Raw genomic sequence first — 15,737 nt, 5'->3', positions numbered from 1 at the left:
GAAAGGTCGCCTTGAAAATGAAAAATGAGCGTCATTCTGCGGCCAGCACCGATGCGCTTCAACCGCCGGTACGCCAGCCTGCCGTTTGCGCTGGACGCGACTAAGCTGTTTCGTGATAAAACAGGCTCAAGCACTGAAGCGTTTCAGCGTCCTTTCCATCAGACAGGGTGATCGCCCCATGACCGACCAGAAGCTGCTCGACTCACTGTTTCCCGCCGCCGCGGACATCCCGGAAAAATATCGCTTCGAAGGCCAGCTGGAACAACGCGAATACCTGGTCAACGGCACACTGCGCACCTGGGACGGCCCGTTGGCCCAGGTCCGCAGTCCGGTGTACCTCGCCACCGCAGGCGGCGATGAGCAAGTGATCCTCGGCAGCACCCCGCTGCTGGATGCCGAGACCGCCCTCACCGCCCTCGACGCGGCAGTTCGCGCCTATGACCGTGGCCAGGGCGAATGGCCGACAATGCGCGTGGCCGAGCGCATCCAGCATGTCGAAGCCTTCCTGCGTCGCATGCGCGAGCAGCGCGAGGCCGTGGTCAAGTTGCTGATGTGGGAGATCGGCAAGAACCTCAAGGACTCCGAGAAGGAATTCGACCGCACCTGCGACTACATCGTCGACACCATCAATGCCTTGAAGGAGCTCGACCGCCGCTCCAGCCGCTTCGAACTGGAGCAGGACACCCTCGGCCAGATCCGCCGCGTCCCCATGGGCGTGGCGCTGTGCATGGGGCCCTATAACTACCCGCTGAACGAAACCTTCACCACCCTGATCCCGGCCCTGATCATGGGCAACACCGTGGTGTTCAAGCCCGCCAAGCTGGGCGTGCTGCTGATCCGTCCACTGCTGGAAGCCTTCCGCGACAGCTTCCCGGCCGGGGTGATCAACGTGATCTATGGCAGCGGTCGAGAAACCGTCAGCGCGCTGATGGCCAGCGGCAAGATCGATATCTTCGCCTTTATCGGCACCAACAAGGCCGCCAGCGACCTGAAGAAACTCCATCCCAAGCCACACCGCCTACGCGCCGCCCTGGGCCTGGATGCGAAAAATCCGGCCATCGTGCTGCCCGAGGTCGACCTGGACAACGCGGTCAACGAGTGCGTCACCGGTTCGTTGTCCTTCAACGGTCAGCGCTGCACGGCGTTGAAGATCCTCTTCGTTCATGAAGACGTGGTCGAAGGTTTTATCGAGAAATTCAACCGCAAGGTGCAAAGCCTGGTGCCGGGTATGCCCTGGGACAACGGCGTGTCGCTGACGCCCCTGCCGGAAGCCGGCAAGATCGACTACCTCAAGGCCCTGGTGGCCGATGCCCAGGGCAAGGGCGCGGCGGTGATCAACGCCAACGGCGGCCAGACCCGCGCCTCGTTCTTCTACCCGGCGGTGCTGTACCCGGTGAATGCCAGCATGCGTGTGTACCAGGAAGAGCAGTTCGGCCCGGTGGTGCCCATCGTGCCCTACCGTGATCTGGAAACCGTGATCGACTACGTGCTCGAGTCCGACTTCGGCCAGCAGTTGAGTATTTTCGGCACCGACCCCGCCCAGGTCGGCCATCTGGTCGACACCTTCGCCAACCAGGTCGGGCGGATCAATATCAATGCCCAGTGCCAGCGCGGCCCGGACACCTACCCGTTCAACGGGCGCAAGAATTCGGCCGAAGGCACACTCTCGGTGCACGATGCGCTGCGGGTATTCTCGATCCGCACCCTGGTGGCCACCAAGTTCCAGGACAGCAACAAGGCGCTGATCAGCGAGATCATCCGTAACCGCGAGTCGACGTTCCTGACCACCGATTACATCTTCTGAGGCCATCCGCGTGGCGGCGCAGTCCGGACTGTAGGAGCCGGCTTGCTGGCGATAGTAGCGACGCGGTGTCCTGTCAGGCCGCGTCGCCTGGATCGCCAGCAAGCCGGCGCCTACAGGGACCGCGTCGGTTGCAGTTGCACGTTGGCGGGCAAGACGGTATCTACAGGGGGCGAGTGGCACGGGTTTTTCATGCCTGGGCTAGGGCTGCCGGGCACTCTGATCTATCATTGCTCCTCAGGCTGCCCGGGCCCGCCATTACTCTCATAAGAAATCCATGCCACGCATCGACCTCCGCCGATTGATCCTGTTGCTGTCGCTTTCCGTCGTCACCCTGACGCCCGGCAACCTTTTCTTTGCCAGCTACCAGACTCAGCGCAACTTCCTGATGGAACAGACCCTGGAAGCCAATCGGATCTATGCCGTGAAGCTGGCCAACACCACCAACAACTTCCTCAAGTCGACCCAGCAGCAGCTGGCCTTCAGCGCCGAGCTGTTGCCGGCGATCTGGGACCAGCCGGACCAGCTGTGGCAGGAGGCGCACCGACTGCGTCGCCAGACCAGCAGCTTCAACTCGGTGATCGTCATCCGCGCGGATGGCAAGATCATCGCCTCGACGCAAACCTCGATGAACCTGACCGGCAGCTTTTCCAAAAGCGAAGGCTTTCGCCAGGCCAGCATGGCCCGCCAACCCTATATTTCAAGCCCCTACATCGGGGCCAACAATCACCTGATGATCCAGATCTCTCATCCGGTCTTCGACGGCGACGGCAATTACCTGGGTTATCTGGGCGCCGGTATCTACCTCAACGAACCGAACATCCTGCACTCACTGCTGGGCGAGCAGTATTACCGTGACGGCTCTTACCTCTATGTGGTCGACCCCCAGGGTCAGTTGATCTATCACCAGGACCCGGCACGGGTCGGCGATGTGATCAAGGGCAACGCGGCCATCGACGCGGTGATCGCCGGCGAGACCGGTAGCATGAGACTGAAAAACTCCAAGGGCGTCGACATGCTCACCGGCTATGCACCGGTGCCGCGGATCGGCTGGGGCGTGATCAGCCAGCGACCCACCGCCATCACCCTGGAGGGCCTGCAACGCCTGATGCTGGAAGTCGCCGGTTACGCGGTGCCGCTGTTGCTGCTGTCGCTGCTGGGCATCTGGTGGATTTCGACGCTGATCAGCAAACCGCTCTGGCAGTTGGCCAACTCCACCCAGTATTGGGGCGCCTCCACCGCCGCCCAGTCGGTGAGCAAGGTCAGGGCCTGGTATTACGAGGCCGCCCAGTTGAAGAACACCATGCAGAAGGCCCTGATGTCGCTGCACCAGCAACTGGGCCGGCTCAACCAGGAAAGCGTCACCGACCCGCTGACCAGCCTGACCAACCGGCGCGGCCTGCAACTGATCCTCGACGACTGGGAAAGCCACCGTCAGCCGTTCTCGCTGATCGCCCTGGACATCGATCACTTCAAGCAGGTCAACGACAGCTACGGCCACAGCGCCGGCGACCTGGTGCTGCAACACCTGGCCCAGCAGATCCGTCGGCACTCCCGGGAAAGCGACGTGCTCTGCCGCCAGGGTGGCGAAGAGTTCCTGATGCTGCTGCCCAACACGCCAATCACCCAGGCGGCGCTGGTGGCCGAGCGTTTGCGCACGGCGATGGCCTATACCGAAAGCCCGAACGGCATTCCGGTGACCATCTCACTGGGTGTCGCCAGTTGGCCCCAGGGCGGGCAGACCGTGGTCCAGGTCCTCCAGGAGGCGGATCAGGCCCTCTACCGAGCCAAGGATGGCGGGCGCAACCGGGTGGTGCGCAGCGATGAAACGACCCCGCCGGATGTGCCGAACAGCTAGACTGGCGCCCCCTCTCTGGCGACACGCATCGGACCGCCGTCCCAGACCACGAACACCCGACGATTTCGGGGATTTCTTTCGAGATTTACCGCCAGCATGACCTTCAATTTCGACACCCTGATCGACCGTCGCAACACCGGCAGCACCAAGTGGAGCCGCTACCCCGACGACGTCCTGCCCATGTGGGTGGCCGATATGGATCTGCCGGTCGCAAGCGCCATCACCGAGGCCCTGCACCAGCGTCTGGAGCATCCGCAACTGGGTTACAGCGTGGCCCAGGACGCCCTGCGCCAGGCCATCGTCGCTGACCTCTGGGCCAAGTACGCCTGGCGCGTGCAGCCCCAGGAGCTGGTGTTCCTGCCGGGAGTCGAACCGGGCTTCAACATGGCCCTGCGCGCCTTTGTCCAGCCGGGCCAGAATGTCGTGGTGCAGACGCCGAACTATCGCCCGCTGCGTCTGGCGCCAGGCCACTGGAACCTGCCGAAAGTCGAACTGGCGTTCGAGCGTGATGCCCAGGGCGACTATGTCACCCCGTTCGCCGCCCTGCACGCGGCCTTGCAAGGTGGCGGAGCGCTGTTGTTGAGCAACCCGCACAACCCGCTGGGCAAGGTCTTTCCACGGGAAGAATTGCAGCAGGTGGCGGATATCTGCCTGGAACAGGGCGCGCTGATCATCAGTGACGAAATCCACGCCGACCTTTGCTTCGACGGCCGTCGCCATGTGCCGATCGCCTCCCTGAGCGCGGAGATCGCCCAGCGCACCATCACCCTGATGTCGGCGAGCAAGGCCTATAACATTGCCGGGTTGAAGACCGCCTATGCCATCGTCCAGGACCCGGCGCTGCGCGAGCATTTCAATGCTGCCCGTGGAGGGATGGTCGACAGCGTCAATGCCTTGGGGCTGACGGCTACCTGCACCGCCTACACCGAGTGCGAGGCGTGGCTCAAGGGTCTGGTGGAGTACCTGCAGGCCAACCGCGACTACCTGCAACACGCGGTGCAAACCCGGCTGCCGGGCGTGGTCCTGCACCCGGCCCAAGGCACCTATTTGGCCTGGCTGGATTGCAGCGCGTTGGGGTTGGCGGACCCGTACCAGTTTTTCCTCGAAGAGGCCAAGGTGGGGTTGAGCGCGGGGATCGAGTTTGGCGATGACGCGCAGCAGTTCGTGCGCTTGAACTTTGGTTGCCCGCGGGCGTTGCTGGAGGAAGGCATCAGCCGGATGGAGCAGAGCCTGCGTCGACGGTTGGGCGATTGAACACGCCACGTCATCTGTAGGCGCGCCGGTCGACGCTCGATTGCTCGCGGGCTCAAGGGCCCCATCGCGAGCAAGCTCGCTCCTACAGGGGACCGGGGCAGCACGATACTTTTGTGGTGAGACGCGGTCCTGTAGGAGCCGGCTTGCTGGCGATGGCGTCAGCAAGGACAGCGCCAGACCCAAGGGCCTCATCGCCGGCAAGCCAGCTCCTACAAGGACCGTGTTGCTTCAGGGGCTCAAGCGTGCTTTTTCAAACGCGGTTTCGCCGCCTTGGGAAAGTACGGCTGCTTGACCAACAGCGTCGGCGCCGGCTTCACCGCCTTCGCCGCAGACGCTTCGAGCGGAGGCTCCCCGCCAAACTCCGCGACATACGCCGTCTGGCCGCAACGCAGGCGATTGTTGATGGGAAACTCGTCCCCGTTGTCGTAAATGTACGCTTCCTTCATAGCCATCTCCTTCTCAACAAAATCGATGCCTGCCGGCAACACCCACAGGCCTCAAAAACATTGAGCGTAGTCGACCCGACACGAAGCGCAGGCTCTGGTGCGAGGTTCCGACGAATGACCGCCCGGTCACGAATTTTTTATTTTCCTGCCCGGGCTTTCACGCGGATTTCACTTCTGCACGCCTAGGATTGGCTCACTCCTCGTTTCAATCCCATTCGACTCGCCTTCGTTGCGGGTCTTTTTTTGTCCGCGCAACCGGTCGAACCACAGGTAGACCACCGGCGTGGTGTAAAGCGTCAGCAACTGCGACACCGCCAGCCCGCCGACAATGGCGATCCCCAGGGGCTGACGCAATTCCGAACCGGCGCCATGGCCGAACGCCAACGGTACAGCCCCGAGCAATGCCGCCAACGACGTCATCAGGATCGGCCGCAAGCGCAGCAGGCAGGCCTCATGCACCGCGTCCCTCGGCGCCATGCCCGCACGCTCGGCCTCCAGGGTGAAGTCGACGATCATGATCGCGTTCTTCTTGACGATGCCGATCAGCAGGATGATGCCGATCATCCCCAGTACCGACAGGTCCTGCCCGCAGATGATCAACGCCAGCAAGGCGCCAAAGCCGGCCGACGGCAAGGTGGAAATGATCGTCAGCGGATGGATGGCGTTTTCATACAGCACGCCGAGAACGATGTAGACCGTCAGGATCGCCGCCAGGATCAACCACGGCTGCGACTTGAGCGAGTCCTTGAACGCCTGGGCCGTGCCCTGGAAACTCCCCGACACGGTGTCCGGCAGGCCCACCGCCAGCGACGCCTTCTCGAGGGCGTTGACCGCGTCGCTCAGGGCCTGGCCGGGGGCCAGGTCGAACGACAGGGTAATGGCCGGGAACACGCCCTGATGGTTGATGATGATCGGCGCCAGTTCGTTGCGAATACTCGCCAGCATGTCCAGCGGCACCATGCCCCCGCTGGTCGAACGCACGTACAGGTGCTTGAGGGTGTCGATGGACATCTGCCAGCGCGGATCGAGTTCAAGAATGACGTGGTTCTGGTCCAGTTGGGTGAACATGGTCGCGATCTGGCGCTGGCCGAAGGCGTCATAGAGCACATCGTCGATCGCCTGCACATTGACTCCCAGACGCGCCGCCGAGGGTCGGTCGATCACCAGGGTCGCCTGGGGTGCGGCGCGCTGCTGGTCGGAGGTCACGTTACGCAACTGCGGCAACTGCTTGAGACGGTCGAGCAACAGTCCGCTCCAGTGGTCCAGTTCCTGGCTGTCCGGGTCCTGCAAGGTGTACTGGTACTGGGTCTTGCTGGTCCGACCACCGATCTGGATGTCCTGGTTGGCTTGCAGGAACAGCTTGATGCCCTGGACCTTGTTCAGGGCCGGCTGCAAGCGCGCAATCACCTGCTGGGCGCTGACACTGCGCTGGTCGAACGGTTTGAGGTTGACCATTACCCGGCCCTGGCTGACCGTCGGGTTGGGGCCGATCCAGTAATACGCCTTGGCCACCGCCGGGTCGGCGCTGACGATATCGGCCAGCAGCGCGACCCGCTGACGCATGGCTTGCGGCGAGATGTCCGAGGCGGCTTCGGCGACGCCCTGAATCAGGCCGGTGTCCTGCTGCGGGAAAAAGCCCTTGGGGATGTACAGGTAGAGCATGGCCGTGGCGACGAAGGTCGCCACCGCGACCGCCAGGGTCAGGCGCTGGTGATCGAGCACCCATTCCAGGCTGCGTCGGTAGCTTTCGTGAATCCGGTTGTAGACCGCCTCGCAGGCATCACCGAAACGGCTCGGGCGCGAGTCGTGTTCCGGTTTGAGCAGCCAGGCGCAGAGCATCGGCGTCACGGTCAGGGAGACCACCCCGGACATCAGGATCGCCACGCTGACCGTCACCGCGAACTCGCGCATCAGCCGCCCGACGATACCGCCCATCAACAGGATCGGCAGGAACACCGCGATCAGCGACACGGTCATCGAGACGATGGTGAAACCCACTTCGCGCAAACCGTCCACCGCCGCCTGGATCCGCGACTTGCCCATTTCCAGGTGCCGGACAATGTTTTCCATGACCACGATGGCGTCGTCGACGACGAAGCCGACGGCGATCGCCAGGCCCATGATCGACAGGTTGTCCAGGCTGTAACCCAGCAGGTACATCACCGCAAAGGTCGCCACCAGCGACAGCGGGATGGTCAGGGTCGGGATCAGGGTCGCGGTGGCCTTGCGCAGGAACACGAAGATCACCACGACCACCAGGGCGATGGACAGCAGCAAGGTGAACTGCACGTCGTTGACCGAGGCAGTGATGGTCTGGGTGCGGTCGCCGACCACCTGGACCTGCACGTCCCGTGGCAAGGACGCGGTCAGGGTCGGCAGGCTGGCCCGGATGTTGGCGATGGTCGACAGCACGTTGAAGCCCGGCTGCTTGTGAATGTCGACGATCACCGTTGGCTGGCCGTCGATACCGGCGGCCTGCTGGGTGTCCTCGGCGCCATCGATGACCCGGCCGAGGTCGCCGAGTTTGATCGGCACCCCGGCCTTGTAGGCCACCACCTGATCGCGATAACCCTTGGGGTCAAGCAACTGGTCGGAGGCATCGAGGGTCACCGAGCGGTACTGACCGTTGAGGTTGCCCTTGGGCTGATCGAGGGTGCTGAGACCGACGATGCTGCGCACTTCTTCCAGGGTCAGGCCGCGGGCCGCCAGGGCATCCGGATCGATCTGGATACGCACCGCCGGCTTCTGCTCGCCATGGAAATCCACCAGGCCGACGCCGGACATCTGCGACAGGCGCTGGGCCAGGTAGTTGTCGGCGTAGCGGTCGAGTTCCGGCAAGGGTCGTGTCGGCGAGGTCAGGGCCAGTGACAGCACGGTGAACTCCGCCGGGTTGACCTTGTTGAAGGTCGGCGTGCTGGTCATGGTTTTCGGCAAGGTGGCGCTGGCGGTGTTGATCGCCGTCTGCACGTCCTCGGCCGCGCCGTCGATGTTACGCGACAAGTCGAACTGCAGGACGATCTGGGTCTTGCCCGAGGAACTCGAAGAGGTCATCGAGGTGACTTGCGGCACGGCGGCGAAGGCCCGTTCCAGGGGCGTCGCCACCGAGGTCGCCATGGTTTCGGCGCTGGCCCCGGAGAGCTTGGCGGTGACCTGGATGGTGGGAAAGTCCACCGTCGGCAACGGCGCCACCGGCAGTTGGAAATAGGCGACAGTGCCCAGCAGCAGCACCCCCAGGGCCAGCAGGCACAGGCCGGTGCGGCGCTGGATCAGACCGGCGAGCAGGCTCATGGCTTGCCTCCGGCGCTGCCGGTCGACGCCAGTTCAGGGGCCGCCGCGCCCGACTCCAGGCCCACCGGCTTGACCTTGAGCCCTGGCGCAATCCGCGACTGGCCCTGGACCACCACCACTTCACCCGGCGCCAGGCCGTCCTTGATCCACTGTTGGCCGTCGACCACCGTCGCCGCCGTGACCTGCCGGGGCTCGACCCGTTGCTCGGCATTGACCACATAGACGAAATCGCCCTTCTGCCCTTGCTGCACGGCGTTGGCCGGCACCACGGTAGCGGCCTTCTGGGTGTTCACCAGCAGACGCGCGCCCACCAGTTGACCGGGCCAGAGTTGTTGGCCGGCATTGTGGAACTGCGCCTTGAGCTGGATCTGGCCGCTGGCGGCGATCACCTGGCTGTCGATAAAGCTCAGGGAACCGCTCGCCAACTGTTGCTGGCCGTCGCGACTCATGGCGAGCACCTGCAAGGGTGCCACGGCGTTTTCCTTGAGGATCCGTGCCAGATCGTCCTGGGACACCGCAAAGGCCACCGAGATCGGGTCCATCTGCGTCAGGGTCACCAAACCGGTGGCGTCGGCACCGTGGACAATCGAACCGACGTCCAGCAAACGTTGCCCGGTACGCCCGGTGAATGGCGCATCGATCCGGGTGAAGGCCAGCTGCAGGCGGGCATTCTCCAGCGCCGCCTGGTCGGCCTGGACCGTGGCTTGCTGCGCCGCCAACTGCGCCCGGTAGGTGTCGACGTCCTGGGTCGGCCCGGCCTTGGCCGCCGCCAGCTTGCTGGCCCGGTCGAGGTTGACCCGCAGGTTGGCCAGCTGCGCCTGGTCCTTGCTGACCAACGCCTGGGCCTGGGCCATCTGGGCCTGGTAGACCCGCGGATCAATCTGCGCCAACTGGCTCCCGGCGTTGACCATCTGGCCTTCGGTGAAGAGGACTTTCTGCAGTTCGCCGTCGACCCGCACCCGCACATTGACGGTGTTGAGGGGCTGGACATTGCCGATGGCGTCGATCCAGATCGGCAGGTCCTTTTGCCCGGCCGCCTGCATCACCACCGGGATGGCGCTGTCGACAGGTACGACCGGCGCAGCCTGGGCCCGATCGATCCACTGGGTCTTGATCAACAGCGAAGCGCCGAGCATGGCCACGACCAGCAGGCCGAGGCGCAGACGACGGGGTTGGGATGGCGCCTGGGGTACATGCTTCATGGCTGAACGACCTGAGAAAGAGAAGAAGGTGTGACGGCGGCCAGGGTCGGCACGCTGAAATCGCCACCAATGGCGCGGAACAGGCCGACAGAGGCCTGTAAATGCTGGAGGCGCACCTGCAACAGGCTGTCTTCGGCCTGGTACTGGGTGCGCTCGACCACCAGCAGCGTCTGGAAATCGGTGGAGCCGAGCCGGTAGCGGACCTGGGCCAGGCGCGCGGCCTCGCGGGCCGAGTCGACGGCGGCCTGGTCCAGGGCATAGGCCTGGTCCAGTTGCCGGGCGGCGCTGAGCTGGGTTTCCACATCGCGCAAGGCCTCGATGATCGAGGCGCGATAGCTGGCGGTCAGTTCCTGCACATGGGCCTGGTCGGCATGCAATTGCCCGGTCAGTTGGCCGCCGTTGAACACCGGCTGGGTCAGGCCACCAACGATGCTCCAGATATGCCCGCCGGCCAAAGTGTCGATACCGCCCAGCAGGTCCAGGGACAGGTTGGGCAGAAAGGCCGCGCGGGCCACGCCGACGTCGTAGTTGGCTGAAACCAGGCGAGCCTCGGCGGCCTGGATATCCGGGCGCTGGCGCACCAGGCCGACGGGCAGGCCGACCTTGGGTTGTGGCACCTGGAGCGCGTCAAGCCCGGTTTGCCGGAGCTCGAAGCCTTCGGGCGGCACGCCCACCAGCGTTGCCAGTTGATACTTGGCCGCGTCGAGTTGCTGTTGCAACAGTGGCACCGCGGCCTGGAAGGTTTGCTGGGCATTGCGCTGCTGTTCGACTTCCAGGCTCGACACCGCGCCCTGGCTCGCCTGTACCTGCACCAGATCGAGGACCTGGCTGGCGTCGGCGGCGATGGACTGGGCCAGGCGCACACGGTCTTGCAGCGAGAGCACCTGGAAATAGGTGTCGGCGATGCTCGCGCCGAGGGTCATGCGCAGGGTCTGGGCATCGAACTGGCTGGCATTGGCCAGGGCCTGGGACGAGTCGGCCGTGGCGCGCTGCTTGCCCCAGAAGTCCACTTCATAAGTGGCCTCGGCGAAGACGCTGGATTTTTTCGTGCTGCCGTAGTTGTTCTGGCGCTGATAACTGCCGCCCAGGGACAGGTTGGGGTATTGCCCGGCACCGGCCACCTGGGCGATGGCCCGGGCCTGATCGACCCGGCTGACGGCGGCCTTGAGGCTGTAGTTGTCGTTCAGGCCACGGGCAATCAGGCCATCGAGTTCGCTGCTGTGGAACTCACGCCACCAGGGACCGCCCACCGCGTCGGCCGCAGTGGCGGACGGGGCCTTGGCCGACCACTGCGGAGCCAGCGGCAAGGCCGGCTGCTGGTAGCCCGGCACCAGCGAGCAACCGTCCAGCAGCGTCAGGCCGGCAAGGGCCAAGGCGCGGAACAATCGGCTTGGGGCATGGGGTGGATGAAAAGCCTTGAATCTCGGCGTGGGCAGCATCTACGGGGTATCTCCAGAACCTGTGTGGCAGAGCCATCGATCAGATTCCGAAGCTATCAGGCAGAGGCCCGCGTCCCGTTCCTCCAAAGCTAAATTTTAGTTTAGGTAAATTCATCTTTACCTTACGCCGGATCTTCGCCGTCCTGGATCAAGCGGTAACCCACCCCCGGCACCGTCTGGATCAACGACTGGCTGAAGCCGGCATCGAGTTTGCGGCGCAACCGATAGATGTGTTTATCGATCACGTTGTCGATAGGGTCGAAATCATAGTCCCAGGCGCTTTCCAGCAACATGGCGCGGGTCACCACCTCATCGCAGTGACGCATGAGCTTTTCCAGGATCAGCGACTCGCGTTGCTGCAGGGCGATGACCTGCCCTCCCCGGGTGGCGGTGCGCGCGGCGCAGTCCAGTTGCAGGTTGCCGACCCGCAAGGTGCGTGACAACCCGACCACCGGATCACGACCACGCTGCAAGGCCTCCAACCGGGCGAGCACCTCGACGAAGGCATAGGGCTTGGCCAGGTAGTCGTCACACCCGGCGCGCAAGCCTTCGACCCGCTGGGTGGTGGAGTCCAGGGCGCTGAGCATCAACACCGGAATACGCAGGCCCTGGCGCCGCAGTTCCTGGACCAGCGCGATACCGTCCAGCCCTGGCAGCTTGCGGTCGACGATCAAAGCGTCGTAGATCCCTTCCAGGGCCATGTTCAGGCCGCTGCGACCATCGTCGACGGTATCGGCGACATGCCCGCTTTCATTGAGCCCGCGCACCAGGTAGCTGGCCGCCCGGGCGTCATCCTCGATGACCAGAATTCTCAAGACCGGCTCCGTGGTGACTCAGCTAAACTTTTTTTCATATTGACGCGACCTTTCAGATAAACCCGGTTTGGCACACTATGCCGGTCGACAAACCGACCCCGACTCGCTGGCAAGCCCAGTGCCTGCGGTGCTGTGCAAGACTACCACCCTCTCTCATTCTGCGAAGTGCCCATGACCCATGTTCTGGTCGTCGAGGACGACCCCGCCACTGCCAGGGAGATCGAAGCCGCCCTGCAAGACCACGGTTTCGACGTCACCCGCGTCGATAACGGTCGCGAAGGTCTGGTGCGCGCCATCAGCGACCACTACGACGTTATCGTGCTCGACCGCATGCTGCCCGGTGCCCTCGACGGCCTGGGCATGCTCACCGCGCTGCGCGCCTCGGGCATCGCCACGCCGGTGCTGATCCTCAGTGCCCTCAGCGCCTTGGACGAGCGGGTTCGCGGCCTGCGGGCCGGGGGCGACGACTACCTGACCAAGCCCTTCGAGTTCATCGAACTGACCGCCCGCCTCGATGCCCTGAGCCGGCGTCGAATCGCCCCCAGCGAGGAGCGGGTCAACCGCCTGCGCGTCGGCAACCTGGAGCTTGACCTGCTCAGGCGCAGCGTCAAGCGTGGCGAGCGTCCTGTCGAATTGCTGCCACGGGAATACGCGCTGCTCGAATACCTGGTGCAGCACGCCGAACAGGTGGTGACACGGACCATGTTGTTCGAAGCCGTGTGGAACTACGCCTATGACGAACGCACCAATGTCATCGAAGTGCACATGGGCCGCTTGCGTCGCAAGGTCGATGGCGACGGCGAGGAACCGATGATCCATACCATTCGCGGGGCCGGCTATGTTCTCCGTTCACCTGCGTGAAATCCCCCGTACCATCAGCTTCCGCACGGCGCTGATGTCCCTGGCGCTGTTCAGTTGTTCGTTCCTCGCGCTGTTCGGCTACCTCTATTGGCAGACTGCCGGTTACCTGATGGCCGAGGTCGATACGGCCCTCTACCGGCAAATCGACAACCGCAGTGTGCAGCCCGAAGACCTGCGCCTGGCGGAACTGCGCAAGCATTCCGAACTGGATATCGAGGGACGCCTGCCCCATGGTCTCTACGACGCCCAGGGCCAGCTGATTGCCGGGGCGGTCAGGTACATGCCGGCCTTCAAGGGCTATGACAAACCCGCCGAATTCTCCTGGAAGCAGCCGGGAAAAAACCGTCGGCCGATCCGCTTCATCATGCATCGGCTGGACAATGGCCAGACCCTGATGGTCGCCCAGGATATCCATGACCTCAGCGAGTTCGACGAGTTGCTGGTCAACGCAATGATCTCCGGCGGCTCGCTGCTGCTGGTGGTCGGGTTGCTCGGGGCGGTCGGCCTGGGCTACGCGGCAAGACGCCGGCTGGATGTGCTGACCCGGTCCATCGAGCGCATCGTCAAGGGCGACCTCAACGAACGCCTGCCGACCCGTGGCAACCGCGACGATATCGATCGTATCGCCACGGTGGTCAACCAGATGCTCGACGAGCTGGAACGGCTGATGAGCGAGGTCAAGGGCGTCTGCGACGACATCGCCCACGACTTGCGCACGCCCCTCACCCGCTTGCTCGCGGGCCTGGAGCGGGCCCAGCGCCGGCACCTGCGCGAGGAGGAATACCAGGCGGCCATCGACAACGCCATCGAGGACGCCCAGGGTTTGCTGTCGACCTTCCGTGCGCTGCTGCGGATTTCCGAGATCGAGGCCAGTGCCCGACGCAGCAGCTTTGCCGAAGTCGACCTGAACCGCATCGCCGACGACGCCGCCGAATTCTTCGAGCCGCTGGCCGAGGAGCGGGGTATCGAGTTGACCCTGCTCAGCGCGCCGACGCCCTGCCTGATCTTCGGCGATGCGCAGTTGCTGTTCGATGCCACCTGCAATCTGCTGGACAACGCCATCAAGTTTTCCCCCGACCACAGCCGGGTGCAGGTGGCGGTGCTGGATGCCCCGGACAGACGCGGATTGTGCGTGGTCGATAATGGTCCGGGGATTCCCGAGGCCGAGCGCGAGGCGGTGTTCCGCCGACTGTACCGTTCCGAGTCAAGCCGGCATACGGCGGGCAATGGCCTGGGGTTGAGCATGGTGGCCGCGGTGGCCCGACTGCATGACATGCGCCTTGAGGTGCAGGATGCGCGGCCGGGTTGCCGGATCGAGTTGATCGCCAGTACCTGAACTGCCCCACCCTGTAGGAGCGAGCTTGCTCGCGATAGCGATACCCGCCTCACCATCGTCATCGCGAGCAATCGAGCGTCGACCGACTGCTCCTACAAGGGAGTGGCTCCGGTCGTCCACCTTGTCAGAGCTTGGCGATCGAGACTTCGGTGGATTTGACGAAGGCAATCACTTCACTGCCTACCGCCAACTCGAGGTCGCGCACCGAACGGGTGGTAATCACCGAGGTGACAATGCCCGACGCGGTTTGCACATCAATCTCGGACAGCACCTCGCCAATGAGGATTTCCTTGATGACGCCGCGGAACTGGTTACGAACGTTGATCGCTTTGATCGTCATGGGGTTGTTTCCTTTCGTGGTGGGAGGTGCACCTGCCAATGCAAGTGCAGGAGGCTAAAATGCGCCAGCGTCACGACTTATAAAAGGAATTAATAATCATGATTTTATTCGATTTAGATATATAAAGGAGTGATCCGTCAGGTTTCATTGAGTCATCGCGACAGTGATGTAAAATCGATCACCCAGCGCGGTTGCCGATAAAGGCCCCCTCGCCCTTGCGGAGCGCCAATGAAGAAGGTTATCGCGTTGGTATCGGGCTTGCCCCTGATGCTGGCGCTGAGTGGTTTCACCACCCGGCAGTACCCAGGCGACCCGGTCAAGCTGGACGACTACACACGCCACAAGATCGAGTTCATCGAAACCCGGGTCCTCAAGCATGCCGGCCATGAGCAAGGCGAGCGGATCAAGAACATCTCCGCCAACTTCCTCGGCACGCCCTATGTGGCGCACATGCTGGTCGGCTCCGCGACCGCCCCGGAACAGTTGGTGATCGACTTCCGTGGCCTGGATTGCTTTACCTACCTGGATTACGTCGAGGCCCTGCGCAAATCCGACAACCTGCCGCGCTTCGTCGAAAACCTGGTGCGCACGCGCTACGCAGAGGGCAAGGTCAGCTACGCCGAGCGCAAGCACTTCTTCACTGACTGGGCCCACACCCAGCCGCTCAATGCCCGGGACGTGACGACCCAGGCCAGCCCCAGGGCCACCACCGTCACCAAGATCCTCAACGCCCAAGGGGACGGCACAGGCGCTACGCTGATCCCGTCGGTGGGCACGGTCGAGCGCGCCATCACCTATATCCCCAGCGAGTGGATCGACGACGCGGTGGTCAGCCGCCTGAAAACCGGTGACTACATCGGCATCTACACCCCGGCCGAAGGGCTGGATGTGACCCACACCGGCATCTTCATCATGACCGACAAGGGTCCGGTACTGCGCAACGCCTCCGCCCGTGAAGCCAACCACAAAGTGGTGGATTCGCCGTTCATGGACTACGTCAAGAAGACCCCGGGCATCGTGGTCCTCAGGGCGATCTGATAGGCGTCAGCCTTGCAGCGGTATAACCGGGGGCTCGGACCGAGGCCCCCAGGTACGGC

General features: G+C 63.7%; 13 protein-coding genes. 7 read left to right on the top strand and 6 right to left on the bottom strand.

Annotation, left to right across the window (positions count from 1 at the left end):
• Nucleotides 1-24 precede the first annotated feature (24 nt).
• From HX866_RS05165 to HX866_RS05150, 4 genes are all read left to right on the top strand, one after another.
• Nucleotides 25-171, top strand: a complete 147-nt coding sequence (locus HX866_RS05165) for a hypothetical protein (RefSeq protein ID WP_177100773.1) — start codon at nucleotides 25-27, stop codon at nucleotides 169-171.
• Between the two features lie 7 nt (nucleotides 172-178).
• Entirely contained in the window at nucleotides 179-1,804 is a 1,626-nt protein-coding gene (locus tag HX866_RS05160; protein ID WP_177091562.1) for an NADP-dependent glyceraldehyde-3-phosphate dehydrogenase, read from the top strand.
• A gap of 274 nt (nucleotides 1,805-2,078) precedes the next feature.
• Nucleotides 2,079-3,659, top strand: a complete 1,581-nt coding sequence (locus HX866_RS05155) for a sensor domain-containing diguanylate cyclase (protein ID WP_177138362.1) — start codon at nucleotides 2,079-2,081, stop codon at nucleotides 3,657-3,659.
• 96 nt (nucleotides 3,660-3,755) lie between these two features.
• On the top strand, nucleotides 3,756-4,913 hold the full coding sequence (locus HX866_RS05150; RefSeq protein WP_177100770.1) for a MalY/PatB family protein: 1,158 nt from the start codon (nucleotides 3,756-3,758) through the stop codon (nucleotides 4,911-4,913).
• Nucleotides 4,914-5,149: 236 nt separating this feature from the next.
• Here the strand turns inward: HX866_RS05150 and HX866_RS05145 are convergent, their stop codons facing one another.
• From HX866_RS05145 to HX866_RS05125, 5 genes are all read right to left on the bottom strand, one after another.
• On the bottom strand, nucleotides 5,150-5,359 hold the full coding sequence (locus tag HX866_RS05145; RefSeq protein WP_177091556.1) for a hypothetical protein: 210 nt from the start codon (nucleotides 5,357-5,359) through the stop codon (nucleotides 5,150-5,152).
• Between the two features lie 168 nt (nucleotides 5,360-5,527).
• Nucleotides 5,528-8,647, bottom strand: coding sequence for an efflux RND transporter permease subunit (locus tag HX866_RS05140; RefSeq protein WP_177138360.1), 3,120 nt, complete (start codon nucleotides 8,645-8,647; stop codon nucleotides 5,528-5,530).
• Complete coding sequence (locus HX866_RS05135) at nucleotides 8,644-9,849, bottom strand: efflux RND transporter periplasmic adaptor subunit (RefSeq protein ID WP_177091552.1); 1,206 nt, start codon at nucleotides 9,847-9,849, stop codon at nucleotides 8,644-8,646. The genes HX866_RS05140 and HX866_RS05135 overlap by 4 nt, the downstream gene beginning before the upstream one ends.
• Nucleotides 9,846-11,288 (bottom strand): efflux transporter outer membrane subunit, encoded by a 1,443-nt coding sequence (locus tag HX866_RS05130; RefSeq protein WP_177138359.1) that lies wholly within the window; start codon nucleotides 11,286-11,288, stop codon nucleotides 9,846-9,848. The genes HX866_RS05135 and HX866_RS05130 overlap by 4 nt, the downstream gene beginning before the upstream one ends.
• 122 nt (nucleotides 11,289-11,410) lie before the next feature.
• On the bottom strand, nucleotides 11,411-12,103 hold the full coding sequence (locus HX866_RS05125; protein WP_177100763.1) for a response regulator transcription factor: 693 nt from the start codon (nucleotides 12,101-12,103) through the stop codon (nucleotides 11,411-11,413).
• A gap of 171 nt (nucleotides 12,104-12,274) precedes the next feature.
• Between HX866_RS05125 and HX866_RS05120 the strand changes: the two genes are divergently transcribed.
• Both HX866_RS05120 and HX866_RS05115 read left to right on the top strand, forming a co-directional pair.
• Nucleotides 12,275-12,964 (top strand): response regulator transcription factor, encoded by a 690-nt coding sequence (locus tag HX866_RS05120; protein WP_177091546.1) that lies wholly within the window; start codon nucleotides 12,275-12,277, stop codon nucleotides 12,962-12,964.
• Nucleotides 12,942-14,300 carry a sensor histidine kinase gene (locus tag HX866_RS05115; protein WP_177100759.1) on the top strand — a complete coding sequence of 453 codons (1,359 nt, stop codon included), beginning with the start codon at nucleotides 12,942-12,944 and terminating at the stop codon, nucleotides 14,298-14,300. Before HX866_RS05120 ends, HX866_RS05115 begins: the two co-directional genes overlap by 23 nt.
• Before the next feature lie 124 nt (nucleotides 14,301-14,424).
• Here the strand turns inward: HX866_RS05115 and HX866_RS05110 are convergent, their stop codons facing one another.
• On the bottom strand, nucleotides 14,425-14,640 hold the full coding sequence (locus HX866_RS05110) for a TOBE domain-containing protein (RefSeq protein ID WP_100941607.1): 216 nt from the start codon (nucleotides 14,638-14,640) through the stop codon (nucleotides 14,425-14,427).
• Between the two features lie 228 nt (nucleotides 14,641-14,868).
• Here HX866_RS05110 and HX866_RS05105 point away from each other — a divergent pair, with 228 nt between their 5' ends.
• Nucleotides 14,869-15,678, top strand: a complete 810-nt coding sequence (locus HX866_RS05105; RefSeq protein WP_177091542.1) for a DUF1460 domain-containing protein — start codon at nucleotides 14,869-14,871, stop codon at nucleotides 15,676-15,678.
• The last annotated feature ends 59 nt before the right edge of the window (nucleotides 15,679-15,737 follow it).

It is taken from the genome of Pseudomonas gingeri, assembly GCF_013386165.1.
GTDB lineage: Bacteria > Pseudomonadota > Gammaproteobacteria > Pseudomonadales > Pseudomonadaceae > Aquipseudomonas > Aquipseudomonas gingeri_C.
The sequence above is the reverse complement of the archived record's forward strand: the minus strand, read 5'-3'. Positions and strand labels throughout refer to the sequence as shown.

What these genes read in the sequence shown, in the direction of transcription:
- HX866_RS05135 (WP_177091552.1), bottom strand. Translation starts at nt 9,849, where the DNA reads ATGAAGCATGTACCCCAGGCGCCATCCCAACCCCGTCGTCTGCGCCTC.
- HX866_RS05155 (WP_177138362.1), top strand. Translation starts at nt 2,079, where the DNA reads ATGCCACGCATCGACCTCCGCCGATTGATCCTGTTGCTGTCGCTTTCC.
- HX866_RS05140 (WP_177138360.1), bottom strand. Translation starts at nt 8,647, where the DNA reads ATGAGCCTGCTCGCCGGTCTGATCCAGCGCCGCACCGGCCTGTGCCTG.
- HX866_RS05120 (WP_177091546.1), top strand. Translation starts at nt 12,275, where the DNA reads ATGACCCATGTTCTGGTCGTCGAGGACGACCCCGCCACTGCCAGGGAG.
- HX866_RS05165 (WP_177100773.1), top strand. Translation starts at nt 25, where the DNA reads ATGAGCGTCATTCTGCGGCCAGCACCGATGCGCTTCAACCGCCGGTAC.
- HX866_RS05160 (WP_177091562.1), top strand. Translation starts at nt 179, where the DNA reads ATGACCGACCAGAAGCTGCTCGACTCACTGTTTCCCGCCGCCGCGGAC.
- HX866_RS05150 (WP_177100770.1), top strand. Translation starts at nt 3,756, where the DNA reads ATGACCTTCAATTTCGACACCCTGATCGACCGTCGCAACACCGGCAGC.
- HX866_RS05110 (WP_100941607.1), bottom strand. Translation starts at nt 14,640, where the DNA reads ATGACGATCAAAGCGATCAACGTTCGTAACCAGTTCCGCGGCGTCATC.
- HX866_RS05130 (WP_177138359.1), bottom strand. Translation starts at nt 11,288, where the DNA reads ATGCTGCCCACGCCGAGATTCAAGGCTTTTCATCCACCCCATGCCCCA.
- HX866_RS05105 (WP_177091542.1), top strand. Translation starts at nt 14,869, where the DNA reads ATGAAGAAGGTTATCGCGTTGGTATCGGGCTTGCCCCTGATGCTGGCG.
- HX866_RS05115 (WP_177100759.1), top strand. Translation starts at nt 12,942, where the DNA reads ATGTTCTCCGTTCACCTGCGTGAAATCCCCCGTACCATCAGCTTCCGC.
- HX866_RS05145 (WP_177091556.1), bottom strand. Translation starts at nt 5,359, where the DNA reads ATGAAGGAAGCGTACATTTACGACAACGGGGACGAGTTTCCCATCAAC.